This is a genomic window from Nocardia sp. NPDC057440 (assembly GCF_042802915.1).
Classification (GTDB): Bacteria; Actinomycetota; Actinomycetes; order Mycobacteriales; family Mycobacteriaceae; genus Nocardia.
The window spans coordinates 1-25,075 of record NZ_JBHVDF010000030.1; the positions used below are offsets into that span (position 1 = coordinate 1).

Genomic DNA, 25,075 nt, shown 5'->3' on the forward strand with positions numbered 1-25,075 from the left:
TTTTCCGGCGCCTGCTTCTGTTGTTATAACGACACGGGGATTACCCGAAACCCCCCCCAACCGCGGGCCCCCCCCCACCGATCCGGTGCGGCGTCGCCGTCTTGTGTGCGAAACGCCGAACGGTCAGATGATCTTCGGTCAGGTTTCGTCCGATCCCCCACATCGCCCCACGAAGATCCCCCATCACACCCCGATCGTCCGTTGAATGGGGTGACACCAGGGCGTTTGCTGGTTGTTGTCGGGCGGCCGCCCAGCTGGGCGGCGCGTGTCGGCGAGCACCCGAAAAGTTCTCCACCGCGGTGATAGCTGGGATGACCTGCGCAATCGCTGACGCGGGGAGCCAGATCACCCCGCGTTTCGATTGAAAGTGGGGGAAAGTGGGGTAATGTGGAGCGCGCACTACAGGAAAGTCATACATCCGAGGTGATCGCGCTCCCCGCGCAGGTGGGGTTGATCCGGGAGGTATCGAGTTGTTTCTCGGTACGTACACACCTCGGCTGGACGACAAGGGGCGACTCACGTTGCCTGCAAAGTTTCGAGACGATCTGGCGGGAGGGTTGATGGTCACGAAGGGTCAGGACCACAGCCTTGCCGTATATCCCAAGGAAGAGTTCACCGCGCTCGCTCGTCGAGCCGCGGCGTCGTCTCGCAGCAACCCGCAGGCTCGCGCATTCGTCCGCGCGCTGGCAGCCGGAACCGATGAGCAGCGGCCGGATGCCCAAGGCCGGATTGTGTTGTCGGCCGACCATCGTCGTTACGCAAACCTGGACAAGGAATGTGTCGTGATCGGATCGGTCGACTTCCTGGAGATATGGGATAAGCAGGCGTGGGATTCCTACCTCGCCGAGCACGAGGAGGACTACGCGGAAGCGAGAGACGAGTCGCTGGGCGGAATCTTCTAACCGAGCGAACGAGTGCCACGCGGCCTCTGCCCGGACGTGGACCCTGACGTACTTCCCCGACGCCAGGTGCCGTGTTTCGGACAGAGACCACGCGGCATTCGTATTTTCGAAAGCAGCTGTCTATCAAGGCGACCCGTGCGATGGTCGGACTTTTATCCGCCCAGGCGCTCCATGTAGTGCAGGCGACGCGAGGCAAAATCCCGGGAGGTCGAGGTGAACCGTGAACAGCACGGTCCCCGTCATGTTCCGGTTCTGCTCAGGCGAGCTGACGAACTGCTCGGACCGGCGCTGGGCGAGCCCGGTGCCGTCTATGTAGACGCCACTCTCGGACTCGGCGGACATGCCGAGCACTTCCTGCGCACCTATCCACAGATCCGGCTGGTCGGGCTCGATCGTGACACCTCGGCGCTGGCGCTGGCCGGCGAGCGACTACGTCCGTTCGAGGACCGAATCACCTTGGTGCACACGCGATATGACGGTATCGCCGACGCGCTGCAAGAGGCGGGGCTCGCGAGCACCGGCTCGGTGAGCGCGATCCTGATGGACCTCGGCGTTTCCTCGATGCAGCTGGACGAGGCCGATCGCGGCTTCGCCTATTCCGTCGACGCGCCGCTGGACATGCGGATGGATCCGACCACCGGCATCACCGCCGCTGACGTGCTCAACACCTACAGCCACGGCGACCTGGCTCGGGTGCTGAAAACCTATGGGGAGGAACGCTTCGCGGGCCGGATCGCCTCGGAGGTATTGCGGCGGCGACAGCAGAAGCCTTTCACCACGAGCGCCGAACTCGTCGAGGTGCTCTATGCCTCGATCCCGGCCGCGACGAGGCGGACCGGCGGGCATCCCGCCAAACGGACCTTCCAGGCGTTGCGGGTGGAGGTCAACCACGAGCTCGATTCGCTGCGGGCCGCGCTGCCCGCGGCACTGGATTCGCTGCGGGTCGGCGGACGGATCGTGGTGATGTCCTATCAGTCGCTCGAGGACAAGGTTGTCAAACAGGAGTTCGCGCCGCGCACGACCTCGCGCAGCCCGGTCGACCTACCGATCGAATTGCCCGGTATGGGACCGGAATTCAAGCTGTTGACCCGCGGCGCCGAGAAGGCGACCGAGCAGGAGATCGAGGAGAACCCGCGCGCGGCGCCGGTTCGGATGCGTGCGGTGGAGAGAATCCAGGAGGGGAATTCATGAGTGTTCGGACGCGTGCCGTCGAGGCGCCGGGCCGGGTCGCCCGCCGGGTTCAGGCTGCCGAGCAGGTCAAATCCGGTGCGGCGCAACGTGCATACGCCCGCCGCCGATTGCGCGCCGAACATCTCACTGACACACCCGACCTGCCGACCCGGCGGGTGTCTGTCATGGCGACCCGAATTCCGTTCGTGGCGGCCATCATCGCGCTGCTGGGCTGTGGTCTCGCCGGCACGCTGCTGCTGACCACGCGGGCGGCCGAGGACAGCTATCAGCTCGGCGACGCCAGGCAGGTCAACAGGAAGCTCTCCGAAGAGCGGGCCGCGCTGCAGCGTGAGGTGGAGGCCGCCGACTCGGCGCCGGAGCTCGCGGCGCGGGCGCGCGAACTCGGCATGATCCCGGCCAAGGATCCGGCCCGGATCGTGGTCGCCGCGGACGGCACCGTGACGGTGATCGGCAAACCCACGCCCGCACAGGGTCCTCCGGTGCCGCCGCTGAACACCGTGCCGTCCACACCGCTCGCCGCGCAGCCGGGACATGTGCTGGCGCAGGGTGAGCGGGTGGTGCCGGTGCCGTTGTCGCGGCCATCGTCGTCCGATCACGCGAACGCGGTGCAGGCCAACGGCGCACAGGCGCATACCCCGTCGGCAGGCCCGACTCCGACCAGCCCGGCGCCTGCTGTGGCGAGCCCGATCCCGACCGCTCCCGCCGAGGCTCCGATGGCGCAGACTTCGGTGTCGCCGCAGCCCGCCGAGGCGCCGCAACCCGGCGCGCCCGAGAGCCAGGCACCAGAAGGCCGAACGCCACAGGGGCAATCGCCGCAGGAGCAGGAGCCGCAGCCGGAAGTGCCGCAGGATCAGGGCGTGCCCGGTGGAGGCGCGCAGTGACCCAGACCAGGCCCGCGCCGCGACAGCGTCGCGGGCCGAATCCGTCCAGAGCATCGAAACCGCGGCCGGGCGCCAAGCATCAGGACCGGTCGCTGCGGCTTCGGCTCGGTGTCGGCCGGATCGTGATGCTGGTCGCGTTGCTCGTCGTCGCGCTCCAATTGCTCTGGGTGCAAAGCTTTGCCGCGCCAGGCCTTTCCGAGCAGGCGGCAAGTCAGCGCACCACGCGCAAGATCGAGGAGGCCACCCGCGGCCCGATCACCGATCGCAACGGCAAATCTCTCGCCTTCACCCTCAGTGCGAAAGCGCTGACCTTCCAACCGGTCCCGGTTCGTAAACAACTCGAGGACGCCAAGGCCAAGAGCCCGAAAGCGCCGGATCCGGACGAGCGCCTGCTGGCCATCGCGAAGACCATCCACGAGAAGCTCGGCAAGGAGGCCCCCAGCGAGTCGGAGCTGCTGCAGAAGATGCGCAGCGACAAGACCTTCGTCTACCTCGCCCGCAATGTCGACTCGCGGATCGCCTCCGACATCATCGTGCAGTACCCGGAGGTCGGCGCCGATCGGCAGGACCTACGCGAGCACCCGGGCGGTTCGCTCGCGGCCAATGTCATCGGCGCTACGGGCTGGGACGGCCACGGCCAGATGGGCCTCGAATCGTCCATGGACGCGGTGCTGGCAGGCACCGACGGGTCGCACACCTACGACCGCGGCTCCGACGGCGCCGTCATCCCGGGCAGCTGGCGCGACAAGCAGTCCGCCGTGAACGGCAACGGCGTCGAGCTGACGCTCGATTCCGATCTGCAGTACTACGTGCAGCAGCAGGTGCAGCAGGCCAAGGAGATGTCCGGCGCCAATTCGGCCTCGGCGGTCGTGCTGGACGCCAAGACCGGCCAGGTGCTGGCGATGTCCAACGACAACACCTTCAATCCGGCGCTAGAACCCCAGAACTGGCGCAATGCCGAGATGTTCAACCCCTCGGTGTCCGACCCGTTCGAGCCCGGCTCGGTCAACAAGATCGTCACCGCGGCCGCGGCCATCGAATACGGATTGACCAACCCCGACGAGGTGCTCCAGGTACCCGGCGAGATCCGGATGGCGGGCGTGACCGTCCACGACGCCTGGGTACACGGTGTCGCGCCGTACACGACCACCGGCATCTTCGGTAAGTCCTCCAATGTCGGCACGCTGATGCTGGCGCAGCGGGTCGGTGAGGATCGCTTCGCGGACATGGTGAACCGCTTCGGCCTCGGCCAGCGCAGCGGCGTCGGCCTGCCCGGCGAGAGCACCGGCCAGGTGCCTGCGCGCGACCAGTGGTCCGGTGGCACCTTCGCGAACCTGCCTATCGGCCAGGGCCTTTCGATGACCACACTGCAGATGACCGCGATGTACCAGGCCATCGCCAATGACGGCCTGCGGATACCGCCTCGGATCGTCAAGGCCAAGATCGAACCCGACGGCACCAGGACCGAAGAATCACAGCCCGACGGGGTGCGGGTGGTGAGCCCGCAGACCGCGGCGACATTGCGCACCATGTTCCAGGCGGTCGTGCAGAAGGATCCGATGGGCGTCCAGATGGGTACCGGCAGCCCCGCGGCGGTCGAGGGCTATCAGGTCGCGGGCAAGACCGGCACCGCGCAGAAGGTCGATCCGGGCTGCCGCTGCTATTCGACGTCGTCGTTCTACATCACCTTTGCCGGGATGGCGCCCGCGGACAACCCGCGCTACGTCGTCGGCCTGATGCTGGACGCGCCGATCCGTAGTTCCGACGGCAGCGGTGGCGGCTCGGCGGCTCCGCTGTTCCATAACATCGCCTCCTGGGCGCTGCAGCGCGACCGGATCCCGCCCTCGACGGAACCGGTCAAACGGTTCGTTTTGCAGGCTCCGTAACAAGATGCGGCCTTCGAAGTGCCTCGTTTCACCCAGCATGTTCCCGCTTCGCCGGGCGCAGGCCGGGTCGGCGACGGGCGTCCGCGGCCGCTTCGCCAGACTTGCGAGGTGGAATCGGTGAGCCGCGTTGTCCGGCCATGAGTCGACGTCGGTAACCTGACTCGTCGTTCCAATCCAATTCGTCCAGTCCATGTTGTCCGTGCCGATACTAGAGAGGAGCCCTGTGCCCGCGCAGTCCAGCCAGCACGCGCTCCGGCCGACCCACCCGCGGTCGACGTCGTTGTCCACCGTGCTGGAGCTGACCGGCGCGAGCACGCGCGGTTGCGTCCCCGCCGTCGACCTGTTCGTCACAGGAATCGAGCAGCGCTCGAACGCGGTGCAGCCCGGTGACCTTTTCGTGGGCCTGCCCGGTGCGCAGGCCCACGGCGCCAGGTTCGCGCGCGATGCCGTCGAACGGGGTGCGGTCGCGGTGCTCACCGATGCCGCGGGTGCGGAACTCGCGGGCGAGCTCGGCGTGCCGGTGCTGGTGCGCGAGCAGCCGAGGTCGGTGCTCGGCGAGCTGTCCGCCACGATCTACGGCAACCCGTCCGAGCGGCTGCGCATCGTCGGCATCACCGGCACCTCCGGCAAGACCACGACCGCGTACCTGGTCGAGGCCGGGCTGGCCGCCGGTGGCCTGTCCACCGCGCTGATCGGCACCATCGAGACCAGGATCGGTGGCAGGAGGGTACCGAGCGCGCTGACCACGCCCGAGGCTCCGCAGCTGCACGCGATGTTCGCGCTGATGGTCGAGCAGGGTGTTGACGCGGTCGTGATGGAGGTGTCCAGCCACGCCCTCGCGCTCGGTCGCGTCGACGGCGTGCGCTTCACGGTGGGCGGCTTCACCAACCTGTCGCAGGACCACCTGGACTTCCACGACGACTTCGAGGACTACTTCGCCGCCAAGCGCAGGCTGTTCGAGCCCGAGTCGCCGATCGCCGCGCGCACCGCGGTGATCTGTGTCGACGACGCGTGGGGGCAGCGGCTCGCGGCCGGGCTCGCGAGCCCGATCACGGTGTCCACCAACGGTTCCGCCGACTGGCATGTGGCGGGTGCGGTCACCGGACACGGTGGCGAACAAGAGTTCACCGCGGTCGGCCCCGACGTGAGTATCGATGTGCGCCTGCGACTTCCTGGCCGCTACAACATCGCCAACGGACTGCTCGCGGTCGCCGTGTGCGCGGCGGCGGGCGTCGATCCCGCCGTCGCCGCACCCGCACTCGCGGTGGTCGATGTGCCCGGCCGGATGCAGCGGGTGGATCGCGGGCAGGACTTCCTTGCCATCGTCGACTACGCGCACAAGCCCGCCGCGGTCGAATCGGTGATCGCCACCCTGCGCGGGTACCTCGCGACAACGACGGAATCGGTCGGCAGGCTTGCCGTGGTCGTCGGCGCCGGCGGTGACCGGGACGCGGGTAAACGGCCGTTGATGGGCGCGGCCGCGGCGCGCGGCGCCGACCTGCTGATCATCACCGATGACAACCCGCGCACCGAGGACCCCGCCGCGATCCGCGCGGCCGTGCGCGCAGGCATCCGCGACATCCCCGCCGACGAGCGCGGCGAGGTCAGGGAGATCGGCGATCGGGCCGAGGCCATCGCCGCCGCGGTGGATTGGGCGCGACCCGGTGACGTGGTGCTCGTCGCGGGCAAGGGACACGAAGCAGGGCAGGAGATCCAGGGTGTGAAGCATCCGTTCGACGACCGCGACGTGCTCGCGGCGGCAGTGGAGCGGCGCCTCGGCAGCGACCCCGACCAGACCACACACCGAGCACAACGAAGTCCGCAGAGTTCGGACGCGGAGGACTTGACGGTTTCATGATCGAGATGACACTGCGGGAGATCGCGGACGTCGTCGGCGGCACGCTGCACGACGTCCCCGACCCGGAGGTGACGGTTACGGGTTCGGTCGAATTCGATTCGCGCCGAATCGGTTCCGGAGATCTGTTCCTCGCCCTGCCCGGCGAGCGCGCCGACGGTCACGATTTCGCCGCGGCGGCGGTCGCCGCGGGCGCGGTCGCGGTCCTGGCCGCTCGGCCGGTCGGGGCGCCCGCCATCGTGGTGACGCCCGCCGCGGGCGCGGTGCCTGCGACTTCGGTTGCGCTGGCACACGATTCGGACGGCTCGGGCGCGGCGGTGCTGGCCGCATTGGCCACGCTGGCCCGGGTCAGCGTCGAACGGCTTTCCGCGGCGGGAGCGACGGGCCAGGAGGAGGTAGCGGAGCGTGACCACGGAGGGCCCGGTGAGCGCCGCCAATCCAACACCGTGACAGGCGGACTCACGGTCGTCGGGGTGACCGGTTCCTCCGGTAAGACTTCGACCAAGGACCTGCTCGCCGCCGTGCTCGCTCCGCTCGGCCCGGTGGTTGCCCCGCCGGGATCGTTCAACAACGAGCTCGGTCATCCATGGACCGCGCTGCGCGCCGATGCCGACACCCGGTTCCTGGTGTTGGAGATGTCCGCCCGCGGCCCCGGCCATATCGCCGCTCTCGCGAAGGTCGCGCCGCCGCGGATCGGCGTCGTACTCAACGTCGGTACCGCGCACCTCGGCGAATTCGGCAGTCGCGAGGCGATCGCTCAGACAAAGGGCGAACTGGTGGAGGCGTTGCCGACCGCCGGACTCGCCGTGCTCAATGCCGATGATCAGCAAGTCGCCGCGATGGCCGACCGCACGACCGCACGGGTGGTCACCGTCGGGCAGGCCGAGCGCGCCGACATTCGAGCCACCGATATCCGGCTCGACGACGAAGCGCGGGCGGCCTTCACACTGCACACGCCGTCCGGCAGCATCCCGATCCAACTGGCCGTGCACGGCGAACATCAGGTCGGCAATGCCCTTTCCGCCGCGGCGGTAGCCCTGGAATGCGGCGCCGATCTCGACACCATCGCGCAAGCGCTCTCGGGCGCTCATGCCGCATCGGCCCGTCGAATGGATGTACGGACCACCGCCGACGGCGTCACCGTGGTCAACGATTCCTATAACGCCAATCCGGATTCGGTGCGGGCCGCGCTCAAGGCGCTTGTCACCATGTCGCGCGCGGGTGGTACCGCGCGGCGCAGTTGGGCAGTGCTCGGCGAAATGGGCGAACTCGGCGAGGAGTCGGTGATCGAGCACGACCGGATCGGACGCTTGGCGGTGCGCCTCGATGTCGACCGGCTGATCGTGGTCGGGACCGGAAGGCCGTCCCGGGCGATGCACCAGGGAGCGGTGATGGAAGGCTCATGGGGCGAGGAGTCGATCATCGTTCCCGATATCGGCTCGGCCATCGCGCTGCTCGACGAGGAAGTCGAGGCGGGCGATGTGGTGCTGGTCAAGGCATCGAAGTCGGTCGGCCTCTGGGAGGTCGCCGAATATCTGACCGGTACGGAGCGTGCGCGGGGTCACGTGGGTGGGACCAGGGCGGGATCTGACACGGAGGCAGCAGGATGAGGCAGATTCTATTCGCGGCGGGCATCGCGCTAGCGGTGTCGATCCTGCTGACGCCGTTACTGATTCGGACCTTCGCCAAGCAGGGGTTCGGCCAGGAGATTCGGGTCGACGGCCCGGCCAGCCACCAGGCCAAGCGCGGCACCCCGACCATGGGCGGTGTCGCCATCCTGATCGGCCTGTGGGCCGGTTACCTCGGCTCACATCTGATCGGCATCGGCTACGACGCCGAGGGCCCGACCGCGTCGGGGCTGCTGGTGCTCGGCCTGACCACCGCACTCGGCCTCGTCGGCTTCCTCGACGACTTCATCAAGCTGCGCAAGCAGCGCAATCTCGGTCTGACCGCCGCGGGTAAGTACCTCGGTCAGCTGGCCGCCGCGGTGATCTTCGGTGTCCTCGCCCTGCAGTTCCGCGGCGCGAACGGGCTCACCCCGGCGAGCAGGCACCTGTCCTACGTCCGTGACATCACCACGGTGTCGATGGGCGCGATCATCTTCCTGGCGTTCGTCTGCGTCATCGTGGTCGCCTGGTCCAACGCGGTGAACCTCACCGACGGTCTCGACGGTCTCGCCGCGGGCTCGATGAGCCTGGTGCTCGGCGGCTACGTGGTCATCTCGTTCTGGCAGTACTACCACGCCTGCGCGATCAAACCGGAAGCCGGCTGCTACAACGTGCGCGACCCGCTGGACCTGGCCCTGGTCTGTGCCGCGGGGGCTGCCGCGTGCGTCGGATTCCTCTGGTGGAACGCCGCGCCCGCCAAGATCTTCATGGGTGACACGGGCTCGCTCGCCCTCGGCGGCATGCTGGCGGGTTTGTCCATCACCACCAGGACCGAGCTGCTGATGGTCGTCATCGGCGCGCTGTTCGTGGCGGAGGCGGCCTCGGTGGTGCTGCAGGTGGCGGTGTACCGCACGACGCGCAATCGGTTGTTCAAGATGGCGCCGTTCCATCATCACTTCGAGCTGAGCAAATGGGCCGAAACTACGGTGATCATCCGATTCTGGTTGCTGGCGGCGATCGCTTCCGCGGTCGGACTCGGGTTGTTCTATAGCGAATATCTCTCCGCGGTCGGGTGAACTAGCGATGGTCGAACATTCTCCGAGGGCTCTGCGAACGCCGGGGCCCATGCTCGAATTCCTGCGTGGCCGTGATGTTCTCGTGGCAGGCTGGGGCGTCTCCGGACGCTCGCTGATAGAGCCGCTACGCGATATCGGCGCCCGGCCGGTGGTCACCGACGGCGGCGCGTCCGCACTCGCCGAGGCGGCGGGTCTCGGCCTCGACATCGCGACGTGCACCGAACTGGAGTCCGCGGACTGGAGCCGCTTCGCGCTGGTCATCACCAGCCCCGGCTGGCGGCCGGACTCGCCGGTGCTCGCCGCGGCCGTGACCGAGGGCACCCCGGTATGGGGCGACGTCGAATTCGCCTGGTGGGTCGATCAGGCCAGGATCTACGGCCCGGTCCGCAAGTGGCTGGTGGTGACCGGAACCAACGGCAAGACCACGACCACCTCGATGGTGCATTCGATCCTGCGCGCGGCGGGCATCGCCAGTGTGGCGTGCGGCAATATCGGGCTGCCGATCCTGGATGCGCTGCGGCGCAACCCCGGTCCGCAGGTGCTCGCGGTCGAACTGTCCTCGTTCCAGCTGCACTGGGCGCCTTCGGTGCGACCGGAGGCGGGCGTGGTGCTGAATGTGGCTGAGGATCACCTGGATTGGCACGGTGGCCTCGACGCCTATGCCGCCGCGAAGGCACGCGCGCTGGTCGGGCGGATCGGTGTGGTCGGACTCGACGATCCGGTCGCGGCCTCGCTCGCGCGCCGCGCGAAAGCCCGTCGGGTCATCGGTTTCCGGGTCGGCGTGCCCGCCGACGGTGAGCTCGGCGTCGTCGACGGCAAGTTGCTCGATCGTGCCTTCACCAAGGCCGCGATCCTGGCAGAAGTCGGCGACATCAGCCCGCAGGGACCCGCGGGCATCGCCGATGCCCTGGCCGCGTCGGCGCTGACACGGGCCATCGATGTCGCACCGCAGTTCGTGCGCGAGGGACTGATCGAGCACAAGGTCGGTCCGCACCGCGCGGCCTTCGTGCGCGAACTGGACGGCGTCGAGTTCGTCGACGATTCCAAGGCCACCAACCCGCATGCCGCGCGCTCGTCGATCCTGGCCCACGCACAGGTGATCTGGCTCGCCGGTGGGCAATTGAAGGGCGCGGCGGTCGAGGATCTCGCCGAAGAGGTCGCCGACCGGTTGGTCGCCGCCGTGCTGTTCGGGGTCGACGCGCCGATAATCGCGGCCGCGTTGGCGCGACACGCGCCCGAGGTCCCGGTCGTCGAGGTGCGCGCGGGAGACGATGCAGGAATGGGTAGAACCGAGAAGGCCGACGCCGTCATGGCCGAGGCCGTGCGCGCGGCGGCCGGGTTCGCCCGTCAAGGCGACACCGTGCTCTTGGCTCCGGCCGCGGCCTCACTGGACATGTTCGCCGACTACACGCACCGCGGGCGCAGCTTCGCTGCGGCGGTGCACGCTCTGGAAGACGGTGACATCGGGCGGCGGCTATGACCGACACGACGCGGCGAAGCACGCAGATGGGGACGAAGTTCGGTGCCTGGCTGGCCCGCCCGCTCGCGTCGTTTCATCTGGTCGTCACCATTGCCACGCTGCTGACCGTGCTCGGTCTGGTGATGGTGCTCTCCGCGTCGAGCGTCGAGGCGTATGCCGATGGCAGGTCGGCCTATTCGCTGTTCAACCAGCAGGCCATGTTCGCGGTCATCGGTTGTGTGCTGTTCTATCTCGCGCTGCGGATTCCCTTGCGGCGACTGCGGCAGTGGTCGTTCCCGTTGTTCGCGATCTCGGTGCTCGCCCTGGTGCTCGTGCTGATTCCCGGCATCGGCAGCCAGGTGCAGGGCTCGCGCCGGTGGTTCGACGTCGGGCTGTTCTCGGTGCAGCCTTCGGAGATCGTCAAGGTGACGTTGGTGGTCTGGGGTGCGCATCTGCTCGCCTCGCGTCACGCGGAACGCGCGAACCTCAAAGAGTTGCTGGTGCCGTTGGTGCCTGCCGGTCTGCTCGTCTGTCTGCTCGTGGTGCTCGAGCCCAACCTGTCCACCACCATCGCGCTCGGCATCGTGCTCGCGGCATTGCTGTGGTTCGGCGGACTTCCGGTGCGGCTGTTCGTCACCATCGCGGTGTCCGGCGTGATCGCGGCGGGCATTCTCGCCCTGTCCGCGGGCTACCGGTCCGACCGGATGCGCGCCTTCTTCAATCCGGGCGATGATCCGCAGGGCATCGGCTACCAAGCGCGCCAAGCGCTGTACTCGCTGGCAGACGGTGGAATCTGGGGTCGAGGGCTCGGTCAGAGCCGCGCCAAGTGGAGCTACCTGCCCAACTCGCACAACGACTTCATCTTCGCCATCATCGGCGAGGAACTCGGCTTCCTCGGCTGCACACTGGTGCTCGGACTGTTCGCGCTGTTCGTCTATACGGGCTTGCGGATCGCCAGCCGCTCGGTCGATCCGTTCCTGCGGTTGCTCACCGCGACCGCGACCACCTGGATCACCGGGCAGGCCCTGATCAACATCGGTTACGTGGTCGGCCTGCTGCCGGTGACCGGCCTGCAGTTACCGCTGGTGTCGGCGGGCGGTTCGTCGCTGGCGATTACGCTGTTCATGTTCGGCATCATCGCCAACGCGGCCAGACATGAGCCGGAGGCCGTCTCGGCGTTGCACGCCGGACAGGATGGCAGGTTCAGCAGGTTGCTGCGGCTGCCGAAGCCAGAGGTGTACTCGCCCGCACGGGCGGACGCGGCCCGAGCGCGCTCGGCCGCGGCCAGGGCGGCCAGGTCCGCAGAGAAGGCTCGTGCTGACCGGGCACGGGCCGATCGGGCACGACAGGCGCTGCCGCCCGCGCGGCGTCCACAGCCCGGCTCCGACTCCGGCAGACGTCGTGCGCCGGAGCGCCGGGGCACGAGTTCATTGCGGGCGACAAGGGCTTGGGAGCCGAATTATCCGGTGAATCATGCGAGAGATCGGGGAAGATCCAGGTGAGTGACATACGGGACGCGAGCCGACCGCTGTCGGTGATCGTCGCGGGTGGTGGCACCGCGGGACATATCGAACCGGCGCTCGCCGTCGCCGATGCGCTCAAACGCCTCGACGATTCGATTCGGGTGACCGCCCTGGGCACCGAACGCGGATTGGAGACTCGCCTCGTACCCGAGCGCGGCTATCCGCTCGAGCTGATCCCGCCGGTGCCGTTGCCGCGCAAGCCGACAGCCGATCTGCTGCGGCTGCCCGGCCGTGTCCGTGCCTCGGTGGCCAGGACAAGGGCGATCATCGACGCGGTCGACGCCGATGTGATCGTCGGCTTCGGCGGCTACGTCGCGTTGCCGGCCTACCTGGCCGCGGGCAAGGGGGTGCTGCGGCGCAGGCGTGCCGTGCCGGTGGTGGTGCACGAGGCGAATGCGAAAGCAGGCATTGCCAATAAGGTCGGCGCTCGCCGCGCGGCCCGCGTGCTCGCCGCGGTGCCTGATTCCGGGCTCGCGCATGCCGAGGTCGTCGGCATCCCGGTGCGTGGCTCTATTACATCGCTGGACCGGGCGGCCTTGCAGGCCGAGGCGCGCGCACACTTCGGCCTGCCCGCCGCGGGCCAGGTACTGCTGGTGTTCGGCGGCTCGCAGGGCGCGCGGACGCTGAACGAGGCGGTCTCCGCCGCCGCGCCCCAGCTGGCCGCGGCGGGCATCTCGGTGCTGCATGCGCACGGCCCCAAGAACACGCTCGATATCGCGGACTCGGGTGAGGACCGATCGCGGTATGTCGCCGTGCCGTATCTTTCCCGCATGGACCTGGCCTACGCGGCCGCGGATGCGGTCGTCTGCCGGTCCGGCGCTATGACCGTCGCCGAGGTGTCGGCGGTCGGTTTGCCCGCGTTCTATGTGCCGCTGCCGCACGGCAACGGCGAGCAGGAGCTCAACGCCAGGCCGGTCGTCGGCCAAGGCGGTGGCAGAATTGTGGCCGATTCCGAACTGACCCCGAAATATGTGATCGATGAGGTGATCCCACTGCTGACCGACCCCGCACGGCTGATCGAGATGAGCCTGTCCGCCGCAGGCGCCGGGCACCGTGATGCCGCGGACGAAGTCGCGCGGATCGTCGTGCAGGTGTCGGGCCGATGAGCGAAGCGAGCGTCAATCAGGTGCAAGCCGACGCCGTGGACGCGCGTTCGGCGCTGCCGCCGGAACTCGAGCGGGTGCACATGGTCGGCATCGGCGGCGCGGGCATGTCCGGCATCGCGCGCATTCTGCTCGCGCGCGGTGGTGCGGTGTCCGGCTCGGACGCCAAGGAGAGTCGCGGCGTGCTCGCGCTGCGTGCTCGCGGTGCGCAAGTGCGCATCGGCCACGACGGGAGCGCGCTCGACCTGCTGCCCGGCGGCCCGACCGCGGTGGTCACCACCTATGCCGCCATCCCGAAGACCAATCCCGAACTGGTCGAGGCGAATCGCCGCGGCATACCGGTGCTGCTGCGTCCCACCGTGCTCGCCTCGCTCATGCAGGGGCATCGCACATTGCTGGTTTCCGGCACGCACGGTAAGACGTCCACCACGTCGATGCTGATCGTGGCCCTGCAGCACTGCGGGCTCGATCCGTCCTTCGCCGTCGGTGGTGAACTCAACGAGGCGGGCACCAACGCCCACCACGGCACCGGTGAGATCTTCGTCGCCGAGGCCGACGAGAGCGACGGCTCGCTGCTGCAATACGACCCGCACGTCGCGGTGGTCACCAATGTCGAATCCGATCACCTGGATTTCTTCGGCTCGGACGAGGCCTATGTGCAGGTCTTCGATGATTTCGCCGACCGGCTCTCCGCGGGCGGACTGCTGGTGGTGTGCTTGGACGATCCCGGCTCGCTGGCACTGGCCGAACGCATCGGCGCCCGGCTCGCGGAGAAGAACATTCGGGTGCTCGGCTACGGCTCGGGCGAGCTGTCCGACGCGCCGGTTCCGGTCGGAGTGCGCCTGCACAGCTGGGAGCCGCGCGATGTCGGCGGCGTCATCCAGTTCCAGCTCGCCGATGAGTCCGCGCCGCGCACCCTGCGGCTCTCGGTGCCGGGCAGGCATATGGCGCTCAACGCACTCGCCGCGCTGCTCGCGGCCCGCGCCGCGGGCGCGGACGTGGCCGAAATCGTGCAGGGCCTGGAGGGTTTCGGCGGGGTGCACCGCCGGTTCCAGTTCGCGGGACGGGAAAACGGCGTCCGCGTCTTCGACGACTATGCCCACCATCCGACCGAGGTGCGCGCGGTACTCGGCGCCGCCGCCGAGCTGGTCCAGCAGGAAGCCCGCGACGGCGCCCGTTCCAGGCAGGGCCGGGTCATTGTGGTGTTCCAGCCGCACCTCTACAGCCGCACCGCCACTTTCGCCGATGACTTCGGCGCCGCGCTGAGCCTGGCCGACGAGGTGGTCGTGCTCGATGTCTATGGTGCGCGGGAGAAGCCGCTGCCCGGGGTGAACGGTGCCCTTGTCGCGCAGTCGGTCACCAAACCCGTGCACTACCAACCGGATATGTCGCGGGTCGGCCGTCAGGTCGCGGCGCTCGCGCTGCCGGGCGATGTGGTGATCACCATGGGTGCGGGTGATGTGACGATGCTCGGCAGCCAGATTCTCGACGGGCTGCGAGCTCGTCCACCGTACGGGCGGTGAGACGCGATGCCGTGGCGACGAATCCGGCTGTGGGGATCGCTCGGTGTGTGCGTGCTTGTGGTTCTCGGTGTCCTGGCCTGGTTCACGCCGGTGCTTTCGGTGCGCACCGTCCGGATCGACGGATTGGTCGCGGTGCCCGGACAGCAGGTGCGCGAGCAACTGGAGATCCCGTCGGGTCGTTCGATGTTGCGTATCGATACGACATCGATGGCGGGGCGGGTGGCCGGCATCCCGAAGGTGCACACGGTTCGGGTGCAGCGGGTATTTCCGTCGACCGTCAAGGTCACGGTGGACGAGCGCACTCCGGTGTTGTTCTTCGACAGCCCGCAGGGCGCGCATCTGGTGGATGCCGAAAGTGTCGAATTCGCAATCGAGCCCGCCCCGATCGGTGTGCCGAAACTGATCACCGCGCATCCCGGCAGCGACGATCCCGTCACCCGGGCCGCGGTATCGGTGCTGGTCGCGCTGCCGCCCGCGCTGAGTGTTCAGGTGGGCGAGGTTGTCGCGCGGTCGATTTCGAATATTTCGCTGAATCTGCAGGATGGCCGCACGGTACTGTGGGGCGGGACGAACGACGCCCAACGCAAAGCGGCTGTCGTTTTGCCGCTGCTCACCAGGGACGGCACGGTCTACGACGTTTCGAGTCCGAATCTCGTCACGGTAAGGTGATCGACACCCATTGCGCCCGGGGAATTTTCGGTGGACCACTCTGCTTTCGGAGGTGGTCACCGAGACGGGGCGCCGGGGGCAACCGTCCACGATACTGTGTGTTGTGCGGCGAGACGAGAGGGATCACACAAGATTCTCCTCACTCGTTTCGGCGCGCCTGCGCACGGATCGCGGCGGCGGCGAATAGCGTTCCGCACCAGTCGGATACTTGACATAACGCCAACCCTATGGTTGAGGTTTAGGGTTTGCTCCCGGGCCGAGTGTCGAGAATCCGAAAACGACAGGCTTTAGATCAGGAAGGCGAGAGCCCATGACGCCCCCGCACAACTACCTTGCAGTGATCAAGGTCGTCGGTATCGGCGGCGGCGGTGTGAATGCCGTCAACCGGATGATCGAACAGGGTCTCAAGGGAGTCGAGTTCATCGCGGTCAACACTGACGCGCAGGCCCTGCTGATGAGCGATGCCGACGTCAAGCTAGACGTCGGTCGTGAACTCACGCGCGGCCTGGGCGCCGGCGCCGACCCCGAGGTCGGCCGGAAGGCCGCCGAGGATCACAAGGACGAGATCGAAGAGGTGCTCAAGGGCGCCGACATGGTCTTCGTCACCGCGGGCGAGGGCGGCGGCACCGGCACCGGTGGTGCGCCGGTCGTCGCTCAGATCGCGCGCAAGCTCGGCGCACTCACGATCGGTGTGGTGACCAGGCCGTTCTCCTTCGAGGGCAAGCGGCGCGGCAACCAGGCCGAGGTGGGCATCAACCTGCTGCGCGAGTCCTGCGACACGCTGATCGTCATTCCGAACGATCGGCTGCTGCAGCTCGGCGACGCCGCGGTGAGCCTGATGGACGCCTTCCGCTCCGCCGACGAGGTGCTGCTCAACGGTGTGCAGGGCATCACCGACCTGATCACCACTCCTGGCCTGATCAACGTCGACTTCGCCGACGTCAAGAGCGTGATGTCCGGCGCGGGCAGCGCGCTGATGGGCATCGGTTCGGCGCGCGGCGAGGGCCGGTCGGTGAAAGCCGCGGAGTCGGCGATCAATTCACCGCTGCTCGAGGCGTCGATGGACGGCGCGCACGGTGTGCTGCTTTCGATCGCGGGCGGCTCGGACCTGGGCCTGTTCGAGATCAACGAGGCGGCGTCGCTGGTGCAGGAGGCCGCGCACATCGAGGCCAATATCATCTTCGGCACGGTGATCGACGATTCGCTCGGCGACGAGGTGCGCGTCACCGTGATCGCGGCGGGCTTCGACAGCGGCGCGCCCGCGCGGCGCACCTTCGAACCCGCGAATCGGGGCACGATCGGTTCCGCGCGCGCAGGCGAAATCGCGCAGAGCCGCACCAGTGAGGTGGCGGCGTCCTCGCGAGCCGAAACCTCTTCTGCCGCAAGCCAGTCCGCCTCCACTCGGGGATCCGTGCCCAGCTATCGGGACAGTGAACGCGCGCGTACTCTCGCCGAGCCGACGATCGCCAACAACTCGCGCACGCACATCGAACCCCCGGATTCGGGCGACGATGACGACGACGTCGATGTGCCGTCGTTCATGCGCAGGTAAGAAGCAGGATCCGGCGGGGGCCGGGTCCCGGTGGGCGCCGGGACGATGGGGGCCGAAAACGGCTGTGACGTGGGATACGCGCATTCGGGGCGGAGCGGCACCGGCCGTTAGGCTGGTGCCATGATAACTGTGCCGACGCTGACCGTTCGACGGGTGACCACCACGCGAGCGGGGGGCTTCTCGGCACCGCCGTACGATTCGTTCAATCTCGGCGATCATGTGGGGGACAATCCGGCGACGGTGCAGCGCAATCGGGATCGGCTGGCCGACGGAATCGGGCTGGCGCCCGAGCGCCTGGTGTGGATGGAACAGATCCACGGCCGCCATGTCGAAATCGTCGATGGCCCAAGGTCCGAGCCGGTTCCCGCGACCGATGCGCTGGTGACCACCGTGCCGGGGCTCGCGCTGGTGGTCCTGACCGCGGACTGTGTGCCGATTCTGCTCTCCGATGACGAAGCGGGTGTGGTCGCCGCCGTGCACGCGGGACGCATCGGCGCCCGGATCGGCATCGTGCCACGGGTACTCGACGCGATGGTCTCCGTCGGCGCCCGGCTCGATCGGATCGGCGCCTTCCTCGGCCCGGCCGCATCCGGCCGCCAATACGAGGTGCCCGCCGCGATGCGCGCCGATGTCGAGGCGCACCTGCCCGGCAGCGCGACCACCACCGTACGCGGCACCCCCGCATTGGACCTGCGCGCCGGAATCCGCAGGCAGCTCACCGAAGCAGGGGTCGCCGCCGTCGCGATCGATCCACGCTGCACCATCGAGGATCGCACCCTGTTCAGTCACCGCCGCGGCGCGCCTACCGGCAGGATGGGCAGTGTGATCTGGGCACAGGCGGGCGCATGAGTGAGCGAACCATAGGCGCAACCGCATCGGCGGTCTCGACGGAGCCGAGCGTAGGGGAGGCGGTGTCATGAGCGCTGCGGCGGAGTCGGAAACCATTGCGGCCGAGGCAGTAGACGGCCGGACCGCCGAGTTGGCGGAGAACCTGGCCGGCCTGAACAAGCGGATCGGTGCGGCCTGTCGAGCGGCAGGCCGTGATCCGGCGTCGGTGCGGCTGCTGCCGGTGACGAAATTCTTCCCGGCCGCCGACGTCGCCATCCTGCACCGATTGGGCTGCCGCGAATTCGGCGAGTCGAGGGAGCAGGAGGCCACCGCGAAGGTGGTCGAGCTGGGCGGGCCTGCGGATGTGCGCTGGCACATGATCGGCCGGTTGCAGCGCAACAAGGCGCGCATTGTCGCGCGCTGGGCCTATGCGGTGCACTCGGTGGACAGCGAACGACTCGCAATGGCTCTTGACACCGCGGCGCGCGCCGCGGTGGACGCGGGGGAGCGGACCGACCCCGTCGAGGTGCTCGTTCAGGTCAGCCTGGACGAGGATCCCGGCCGCGGCGGCGTCGCACCGGACGAGCTTGCGGTGCTGGCGGATCGGGTCGCCGACTTCGCAGGGCTGCGGCTGGCTGGGCTGATGGCGATTCCGCCGCTCGATGTCGACCCCGCCGCCGCGTTCGCCCGCCTTGCCGCGGTGCATGCCCGGCTACTGCGCGACCATCCCGGCGCACGGGAGCTTTCCGCCGGAATGTCCGGTGATCTGGAATCGGCAATTGAACACGGTTCCACATGTGTGCGTGTCGGAACCGCCTTGATGGGCGCTCGACCGATAACCTCGGCGTAGCAAAGAAACCTCATCAGTCACATTCGACACATATGCTTGGGGCAGAAGAGGGCTGAGCAAGACTTCAACACCCGGCCGCCACCGGGGCCGAAGGAAGGTCGACCAGAATGAGCGAGCGCAGCGAGCGAGTAACCGACGCAGCCACAATCGTGGTCATGACGGAGCCGAGCGACAGCGAGGCGCGGTCATGAGCACGCTGCACAAGTTCAAGGCGTACTTCGGCATGGTTCCGCTCGAGGATTACGAAGACGACTATGTCGCCGAGCATGCCCCGCGTGGCGTGGACGAGCGTGCCACCCGTAGGCCCCGTGACTACTCCGACCGCTCGGGCTACGGTGCCCCCCGTTATTCGGACGATCGGTACGGTGCCGACCGCTTCGACGACGAATCCGACTACCCGGAGCCGGCTTACAAGTCTCCGTACAAGGCCGGGTACCCGGTGTCCCGTCGGGACGACTATGCCGACGAGCCCTACGGTGACGACCGCTACGAGGCGCCGCGTCGCCCGACCAGGATCGAGTCCGCACCGACGGCGGGCCGATTCCGTGCCGGTGGCAACGCGCCGATGATGCGGGGAGCCACCAGGGGTGCGCTCGCCGTCGATCCCGATGCCGAGGAGCGGCGGCTGGAGGAGCGCGTGCGCCCCGAGCCCGCCCCCGCGCGTCGTCCTGGGATCTTCGAGGACGGAGGTCCCTTGTCCAAGATCACGACGCTGCGCCCGCGTGACTACAGCGAGGCCCGCATCATCGGTGAGCGGTTCCGTGAGGGCAACCCGGTGATCATGGATCTGGTCGACCTGAGCAACGCCGATGCCAAGCGGCTCGTCGATTTCGCCGCAGGCTTGGCCTTCGCGCTGCGTGGCTCCTTCGACAAGGTCGCCACCAAAGTGTTCCTGCTCTCACCGGCCGACGTGGACGTATCGGCCGAGGAGCGGCGCAGGATCGCGGAAACCGGCTTCTACAACCAGAAATAGCGGTGTGATCCGGGGGTGGTCTCAGACCTGTCACGCATGGGGCGGTGTGGTCATTTTGCGCGGCGGGGATTTTCGGGCAGAGTGAAGTCGTGGCCTTGTTCGCGGTGCTGTACTTCGTACTGTTCATCTTCTGGCTGTTGCTGATCAGCCGGGTGATCGTCGAGTTCATCCGTAGCTTTGCGCGCGACTGGCGCCCGAGCGGCTTGGTTGTCGTCATCCTCGAGGTGATCTTCACGATCACAGACCCTCCGGTGAAACTCCTGAGGCGGTTGATACCACCGGTGTCACTGGGAGGAATTCGACTCGACCTGTCGATTATGGTCCTGCTTTTCATCGTCTTCATCCTGATGTCGATCGTGGGCAGGCTCGGGCAACCGGTAGCCCCGGTGTGACAGAATGAACCGAGAAGATAGCTTGCTAGATCTGCTAGATCTCCAAAAGACGCGTGAAGGGATCCTTCCATGCCGCTGACCCCAGCCGATGTGCACAACGTCGCGTTCAGCAAACCGCCGATCGGGAAGCGTGGCTACAACGAGGATGAAGTAGACGCCTTCCTGGATCTCGTGGAGCAGGAGCTCTCGCGGCTGATCGAGGAGAACGCCGACCTGCGTCAACGGGTCGCCGAGCTGGACGCGGAACTGGCCGATGCCAAGAAGAATCGTGGCCCTGCCAGCCCTAATGCGGTGAAAGCTCAGGTGCAGCAGGCCCCGCCGCCGGAGCCCATCAAGCCTCCGGTGCAGCAGGCCCCGCCGCCGCCCCCGATGCCGGTGGCCCCGCCCGTCGCCAAGGAAGCGCCGAGCGCCGATGCGAACCTGCAGGCAGCGAAGGTGCTCAGCCTCGCCCAGGAGATGGCGGACCGGCTGACCAGCGATGCCAAGTCCGAAGCGGAGAACCTGCTTTCGAACGCTCGGGCAAATTCCGAGCGACTCGTCGGAGATGCCCGTACTCGCTCCGAGGCCATGATTGCCGACGCTCGTCAGAAGTCGGATGCGATGCTGTCGGACGCGCAGACCCGCTCGGACAACCAGCTGCGGCAGGCCAAGGAAAAGGCCGACGCACTGCAGGCGGACGCCGAGCGCAAGCACACCGAGATCATGGCGACCATCACCCAGCAGCGCAGCGTGCTGGAGAGCCGGATCGAGCAGCTCAAGACCTTCGAACGCGAATACCGCGTGCGGCTGAAGTCGTACCTGGAATCGCAGCTCGAGGAGCTGGAGAACCGTGGCTCCGCCGTCCCCGTCGATGGCGACGGCGCCTTCGCCGATGCCAATACGGCCAATAATCTCGCGCCTGCCTCGTTTGCCAAGGGTGGCAAGTAGTCTCGTATCAGGCCGACATGGCCACCTTTGTAGTCCTGCCGCCTGGCATGCCTAGGGGGTCAACATGCTCGTCTTGACGCTCGTCCTCGCCGCTATCGGCTTTGCCCTGCTAGTGGCCGCGCTGACCACCGGATCGGTGGTGTGGGCGTGGGGATGCATCGTTATCTGTGTACTGGGTGCCGTGCTGCTGTTGGCGAGCGCGCTGTCCATGCGAAGCCCGGACAGCGATTCCGCACCGCCCCCGGGACGGCACGCTAAACGATGAGGTCGGGCCACCATAAGTGGTTTGACCACACTGGTTAGAATCAAACATATGCGGCGTCGATCCGGCCATCACCGGGGAGTCTTCGGAAGAACGGCGGCACGAGCGAACACTCGGCACGCTCAGTAGAACCGAACGGGTGAGCCCGTCACAGCTCGCAACGAGAGGTCCGGCGCAGTTGCTGCTGGACAAACGGGGTGGTACCGCGGTAGCGGCGCAACCGGCGCCGGAATCGTCCCCGTGCTGACACATACGCGCCTATGGCGCGGCGGCACGAGGAGACGGCATCCGCGATGGCGGACGACACTTCCAGTAGCGCATACCCACGCGTCGACCTCGGCGCAGGCAGCGGGGCGTCCTTCCCTGACCTGGAGCGACGTGTCCTCGACGCCTGGTCGGCCGATGACACCTTCCGCGCGAGCATCGAAAACCGTTCGGGTGCGGTGCCATTGGCGTCCGCTGGGCCCTCCGTGGTTACCCAGGCTGCCGCCTCCGGGTCCGTCGCTCCCGATGGGGAGTTCGTCTTCTATGACGGTCCGCCGTTTGCCAACGGTCTGCCGCATTACGGGCATTTGCTCACCGGCTATGTGAAGGACCTCGTTCCGCGTTTCCAGACGATGCGCGGTAAGCGGGTCGATCGGCGATTCGGTTGGGACTGCCACGGATTGCCCGCGGAAATCGAGGCGGAAAAGCAGCTCGGTATCACGGACAAATCACAGATCGATGCGATGGGGCTGGCGGAATTCAACGCCGCCTGTAAATCGTCGGTACTGCGCTACACCGGTGAATGGCGCGATTACGTGACGCGTCAGGCGCGCTGGGTCGACTTCGACAACGACTACAAGACACTGGATCTCGACTTCATGGAGTCGGTGATGTGGGCGTTCAAGTCGCTGTACGAGAAGGGCCTCATCTATCAGGGCTTCCGGGTGCTGCCCTACAGCTGGTACGAGCAGACTCCGCTGTCCAATCAGGAGACCCGTCTCGACGACGCCTACAAGATGCGTCAGGACCCGGCCGTCACCGTCGACATGGTGCTGCGTGTGCCCGCCGAGCACCCGCTGCACGCGCTCGACGGCGCCAATGCGCTGATCTGGACCACCACGCCGTGGACCCTGCCCTCCAACCTCGCCATCGCGGTGCACCCCGACGTGCGCTACGTGCACCTGCGCGTGGCCGACGGCAAGCGGTATGTGCTGGCCGCCGAACGGGTCTCGCACTTCGCCCGCGAGTTCGGCGAGGAGCCGGAGGTGCTCGCGGAGTACGACGGCGCCGCGCTCGCCGATCTGTCCTACGAGCCGCCGTTCGATTTCTTCGTCGGTCACCCGCGCGCCCATCGGGTGCTGACCGCCGACTACGTGACCACCGACTCCGGCACCGGAATCGTCCATCTCGCGCCCGCTTTCGGTGAGGAGGACATGGATGTCGCCACCGTCAACGGCATCGAGCTGGTGCAGCCGCTGGATCCGGGCGGCAAGTTCACTTCGATGGTGCCGCCGTACGAGGGTCTGATGGTCTTCGACGCCAACCCGGTGATCATCAAGGACCTCAAGGCCGCCGGAAAGCTGTTGCGGCACGAGACGATCGAGCACTCCTACCCGCACAGCTGGCGTTCGGGCCAGCCGCTGATCTATATGGCGGTGCCGTCCTGGTTCGTCGCGGTCACCACGTTCCGCGACCGGATGGTCGAGCTGAACAAGCAGATCACCTGGGTGCCCGAGCACATCCGCGACGGCCAGTTCGGCAAGTGGCTGGAGGGTGCGCGGGACTGGAACATCAGCCGCAACCGCTACTGGGGCAGCCCGATCCCGGTGTGGGTGTCCGACGATCCGGCCTACCCGCGTACCGACGTCTACGGCTCGCTCGACGAGCTGGAGCGCGATTTCGGCGTGCGTCCGACCGACCTGCACCGGCCGATGATCGACGACCTGACCAGGCCCAACCCCGACGATCCGACCGGCAGGTCGACTATGCGGCGGGTGCCGGAGGTGCTGGACTGCTGGTTCGAGTCGGGCTCGATGCCGTATGCCCAGGTGCACTACCCGTTCGAGAACAAGGAGTGGTTCGACGGCCACTTCCCCGGCGATTTCATCGTCGAGTACAACGGGCAGACGCGCGGCTGGTTCTACACCCTGCACGTGCTCTCGACCGCGCTCTTCGACAGCCCCGCCTTCAAAACCGTTGCCGCGCACGGCATCGTGCTCGGTGACGACGGGCTGAAGATGAGCAAGTCCAAGGGCAACTACCCGGACGTGAACGAGGTGTTCGACCGGGACGGCTCCGATGCGATGCGCTGGTTCCTGATGAGCTCGCCGATCCTGCGCGGCGGTAACCTCATCGTCACCGAGCGCGGCATCCGCGAAGGCGTCAGCCATGCGCTGCGCCCGCTGTGGAATGCGTGGACCTTCCTGCAGCTCTACGCATCGCGGCCGGGCACGTGGCGCACCGACTCCACGAATGTGCTCGATCGCTACATCCTGGCCAAGCTGGCCACCACCAGGGATGTGATGACCGAGGCGCTGGAGGGCTACGACATCGCGGGCGCCTGCGACGAGCTGCGGTCGTTCGCCGACGCGCTCACCAATTGGTATGTGCGCCGGTCACGTTCGCGGTTCTGGAGCGAGGACCGCGACGCCGTCGACACCCTGCACACGGTGCTGGAGGTGGTCACCAGGCTGGCCGCTCCGCTGCTGCCGTTGATCTCCGAGGTGATCTGGCGCGGCTTGACCGGCGAGCAGTCGGTGCACCTGGCCGATTGGCCCGAGAAGGGTGAGCTGCCGGAGGACCCGGAGCTGGTCGCCGCGATGGACGAGGTCCGCGTGGTCTGCTCGACGGTGCTGAGCCTGCGCAAGGCCCAGAACCTGCGAGTGCGGCTGCCGCTGGCCGAGGCGACCATCGCCGCGCCGGACGCCGACCGGCTGCGCCCGTACGCGGACATCATCGCCGACGAGGTGAACGTCAAGAAGGTCGATCTGACCACCGACGTCGCCGTGCACGGCCGGTTCGAGCTGGTCGTCAATGCCCGCGCCGCGGGTCCGCGCCTCGGCAAGGATGTGCAGACGGTGATCAAGGCGGTCAAGGCGGGCGAGTGGTCCGAGGATGCCGACGGCGTTGTCACGGCGGCGGGCATCCAGCTGCTGCCGGAGGAGTACACCCAGCGCCTGGTTGCCGCCGAGCCCGAGTCCACCGCGGCGCTGCCGGGCAACGCCGGACTGGTGGTGCTGAATTCGGTGGTGACCGAGGAGTTGGAGGCCGAGGGCTGGGCTCGCGATGTGATCCGCGATCTGCAGGAGACCCGAAAGTCCGCCGGGCTCGATGTTTCCGACCGCATCACGGTGGTCCTCGGGGTGCCCGCCGAGCGGGCGGCCTGGGCGCAGACCCATCGCGACCTCATCGCCGGTGAAATCCTGGCCACCGAGCTGACTTTCGGCGACCCGGGCGCGGATGCGGCTGACATCGTCGGTGGCGTGCGAGTGTCCATCGCCAAGGCCTGACCGGTATTCGATCGACAGCGCGGGGGGGGGGCGGAAAAGTTCGCCCCCCCCGCCCGTGGTTTGGGTGGAGGGGGGTTTTGGCTGTTATTGGGGGTGTTGGGGGATGTGAAAGCCGCCTGCCG

General features: G+C 67.6%; 20 protein-coding genes. All 20 read left to right on the plus strand.

The window, feature by feature from the left end:
- Positions 1–470 precede the first annotated feature (470 nt).
- Entirely contained in the window at positions 471–902 is a 432-nt protein-coding gene (gene mraZ / locus ACFU4Z_RS35075; protein ID WP_379072337.1) for a division/cell wall cluster transcriptional repressor MraZ, read from the plus strand.
- A 213-nt stretch (positions 903–1,115) separates the two neighbouring features.
- Positions 1,116–2,093 carry a 16S rRNA (cytosine(1402)-N(4))-methyltransferase RsmH gene (gene rsmH, locus ACFU4Z_RS35080; protein ID WP_379072340.1) on the plus strand — a complete coding sequence of 326 codons (978 nt, stop codon included), beginning with the start codon at positions 1,116–1,118 and terminating at the stop codon, positions 2,091–2,093.
- Positions 2,090–2,974 (plus strand): hypothetical protein, encoded by an 885-nt coding sequence (locus tag ACFU4Z_RS35085; protein ID WP_379072343.1) that lies wholly within the window; start codon positions 2,090–2,092, stop codon positions 2,972–2,974. Before rsmH ends, ACFU4Z_RS35085 begins: the two co-directional genes overlap by 4 nt.
- Positions 2,975–3,099: 125 nt before the next feature.
- Entirely contained in the window at positions 3,100–4,860 is a 1,761-nt protein-coding gene (locus ACFU4Z_RS35090) for a peptidoglycan D,D-transpeptidase FtsI family protein (protein ID WP_379072442.1), read from the plus strand.
- A gap of 190 nt (positions 4,861–5,050) precedes the next feature.
- Positions 5,051–6,718, plus strand: a complete 1,668-nt coding sequence (locus ACFU4Z_RS35095) for a UDP-N-acetylmuramoyl-L-alanyl-D-glutamate--2,6-diaminopimelate ligase (protein WP_379072346.1) — start codon at positions 5,051–5,053, stop codon at positions 6,716–6,718.
- Entirely contained in the window at positions 6,715–8,325 is a 1,611-nt protein-coding gene (gene murF / locus ACFU4Z_RS35100; protein ID WP_379072349.1) for a UDP-N-acetylmuramoyl-tripeptide--D-alanyl-D-alanine ligase, read from the plus strand. The genes ACFU4Z_RS35095 and murF overlap by 4 nt, the downstream gene beginning before the upstream one ends.
- Positions 8,322–9,398, plus strand: coding sequence for a phospho-N-acetylmuramoyl-pentapeptide-transferase (gene mraY, locus ACFU4Z_RS35105; RefSeq protein WP_379072352.1), 1,077 nt, complete (start codon positions 8,322–8,324; stop codon positions 9,396–9,398). The genes murF and mraY overlap by 4 nt, the downstream gene beginning before the upstream one ends.
- Before the next feature lie 49 nt (positions 9,399–9,447).
- On the plus strand, positions 9,448–10,878 hold the full coding sequence (gene murD / locus ACFU4Z_RS35110) for a UDP-N-acetylmuramoyl-L-alanine--D-glutamate ligase (protein WP_379072355.1): 1,431 nt from the start codon (positions 9,448–9,450) through the stop codon (positions 10,876–10,878).
- A complete protein-coding gene (ftsW, locus tag ACFU4Z_RS35115; RefSeq protein ID WP_379072358.1) occupies positions 10,875–12,359 on the plus strand; it encodes a putative lipid II flippase FtsW in 1,485 nt (494 codons plus the stop codon). Before murD ends, ftsW begins: the two co-directional genes overlap by 4 nt.
- 5 nt (positions 12,360–12,364) lie before the next feature.
- The gene (murG, locus tag ACFU4Z_RS35120) at positions 12,365–13,486 is read left to right on the plus strand and encodes an undecaprenyldiphospho-muramoylpentapeptide beta-N-acetylglucosaminyltransferase (RefSeq protein ID WP_379072445.1); all 1,122 of its coding nucleotides are present in this window, start codon (positions 12,365–12,367) and stop codon (positions 13,484–13,486) included.
- Complete coding sequence (murC, locus tag ACFU4Z_RS35125; RefSeq protein ID WP_379072361.1) at positions 13,483–15,006, plus strand: UDP-N-acetylmuramate--L-alanine ligase; 1,524 nt, start codon at positions 13,483–13,485, stop codon at positions 15,004–15,006. Before murG ends, murC begins: the two co-directional genes overlap by 4 nt.
- A 6-nt stretch (positions 15,007–15,012) precedes the next feature.
- A complete protein-coding gene (locus ACFU4Z_RS35130) occupies positions 15,013–15,675 on the plus strand; it encodes a cell division protein FtsQ/DivIB (RefSeq protein WP_379072364.1) in 663 nt (220 codons plus the stop codon).
- A gap of 310 nt (positions 15,676–15,985) precedes the next feature.
- Positions 15,986–17,227, plus strand: coding sequence for a cell division protein FtsZ (gene ftsZ / locus ACFU4Z_RS35135; protein WP_379072367.1), 1,242 nt, complete (start codon positions 15,986–15,988; stop codon positions 17,225–17,227).
- A gap of 120 nt (positions 17,228–17,347) precedes the next feature.
- On the plus strand, positions 17,348–18,076 hold the full coding sequence (gene pgeF, locus ACFU4Z_RS35140) for a peptidoglycan editing factor PgeF (RefSeq protein WP_379072370.1): 729 nt from the start codon (positions 17,348–17,350) through the stop codon (positions 18,074–18,076).
- Between the two features lie 67 nt (positions 18,077–18,143).
- Positions 18,144–18,905, plus strand: coding sequence for a YggS family pyridoxal phosphate-dependent enzyme (locus ACFU4Z_RS35145; RefSeq protein WP_379072373.1), 762 nt, complete (start codon positions 18,144–18,146; stop codon positions 18,903–18,905).
- A gap of 187 nt (positions 18,906–19,092) precedes the next feature.
- Positions 19,093–19,878, plus strand: coding sequence for a cell division protein SepF (gene sepF / locus ACFU4Z_RS35150; RefSeq protein WP_379072376.1), 786 nt, complete (start codon positions 19,093–19,095; stop codon positions 19,876–19,878).
- Between the two features lie 89 nt (positions 19,879–19,967).
- Positions 19,968–20,270: a YggT family protein gene (locus tag ACFU4Z_RS35155; protein WP_379072379.1), complete on the plus strand. Its 303-nt coding sequence runs from the start codon at positions 19,968–19,970 to the stop codon at positions 20,268–20,270.
- Between the two features lie 69 nt (positions 20,271–20,339).
- Positions 20,340–21,197: a DivIVA domain-containing protein gene (locus tag ACFU4Z_RS35160; protein WP_379072382.1), complete on the plus strand. Its 858-nt coding sequence runs from the start codon at positions 20,340–20,342 to the stop codon at positions 21,195–21,197.
- A 64-nt stretch (positions 21,198–21,261) separates the two neighbouring features.
- The gene (locus ACFU4Z_RS35165) at positions 21,262–21,462 is read left to right on the plus strand and encodes a hypothetical protein (RefSeq protein WP_379072385.1); all 201 of its coding nucleotides are present in this window, start codon (positions 21,262–21,264) and stop codon (positions 21,460–21,462) included.
- Positions 21,463–21,752: 290 nt separating this feature from the next.
- Entirely contained in the window at positions 21,753–24,953 is a 3,201-nt protein-coding gene (ileS, locus tag ACFU4Z_RS35170; protein WP_379072388.1) for an isoleucine--tRNA ligase, read from the plus strand.
- Positions 24,954–25,075: the final 122 nt, after the last annotated feature.

Coding starts and splice junctions, on each gene's coding strand:
- ACFU4Z_RS35085 (WP_379072343.1), top strand. CDS start 2,090: ATGAGTGTTCGGACGCGTGCCGTCGAGGCGCCGGGCCGGGTCGCCCGC.
- murF (WP_379072349.1), top strand. CDS start 6,715: ATGATCGAGATGACACTGCGGGAGATCGCGGACGTCGTCGGCGGCACG.
- ftsW (WP_379072358.1), top strand. CDS start 10,875: ATGACCGACACGACGCGGCGAAGCACGCAGATGGGGACGAAGTTCGGT.
- ACFU4Z_RS35145 (WP_379072373.1), top strand. CDS start 18,144: ATGAGCGCTGCGGCGGAGTCGGAAACCATTGCGGCCGAGGCAGTAGAC.
- ACFU4Z_RS35095 (WP_379072346.1), top strand. CDS start 5,051: ATGTTGTCCGTGCCGATACTAGAGAGGAGCCCTGTGCCCGCGCAGTCC.
- sepF (WP_379072376.1), top strand. CDS start 19,093: ATGAGCACGCTGCACAAGTTCAAGGCGTACTTCGGCATGGTTCCGCTC.
- ACFU4Z_RS35160 (WP_379072382.1), top strand. CDS start 20,340: ATGCCGCTGACCCCAGCCGATGTGCACAACGTCGCGTTCAGCAAACCG.
- ACFU4Z_RS35090 (WP_379072442.1), top strand. CDS start 3,100: ATGCTGGTCGCGTTGCTCGTCGTCGCGCTCCAATTGCTCTGGGTGCAA.
- pgeF (WP_379072370.1), top strand. CDS start 17,348: ATGATAACTGTGCCGACGCTGACCGTTCGACGGGTGACCACCACGCGA.
- murD (WP_379072355.1), top strand. CDS start 9,448: ATGCTCGAATTCCTGCGTGGCCGTGATGTTCTCGTGGCAGGCTGGGGC.
- ACFU4Z_RS35165 (WP_379072385.1), top strand. CDS start 21,262: ATGCTCGTCTTGACGCTCGTCCTCGCCGCTATCGGCTTTGCCCTGCTA.
- murC (WP_379072361.1), top strand. CDS start 13,483: ATGAGCGAAGCGAGCGTCAATCAGGTGCAAGCCGACGCCGTGGACGCG.
- ACFU4Z_RS35130 (WP_379072364.1), top strand. CDS start 15,013: ATGCCGTGGCGACGAATCCGGCTGTGGGGATCGCTCGGTGTGTGCGTG.
- mraY (WP_379072352.1), top strand. CDS start 8,322: ATGAGGCAGATTCTATTCGCGGCGGGCATCGCGCTAGCGGTGTCGATC.
- ftsZ (WP_379072367.1), top strand. CDS start 15,986: ATGACGCCCCCGCACAACTACCTTGCAGTGATCAAGGTCGTCGGTATC.
- ileS (WP_379072388.1), top strand. CDS start 21,753: ATGGCGGACGACACTTCCAGTAGCGCATACCCACGCGTCGACCTCGGC.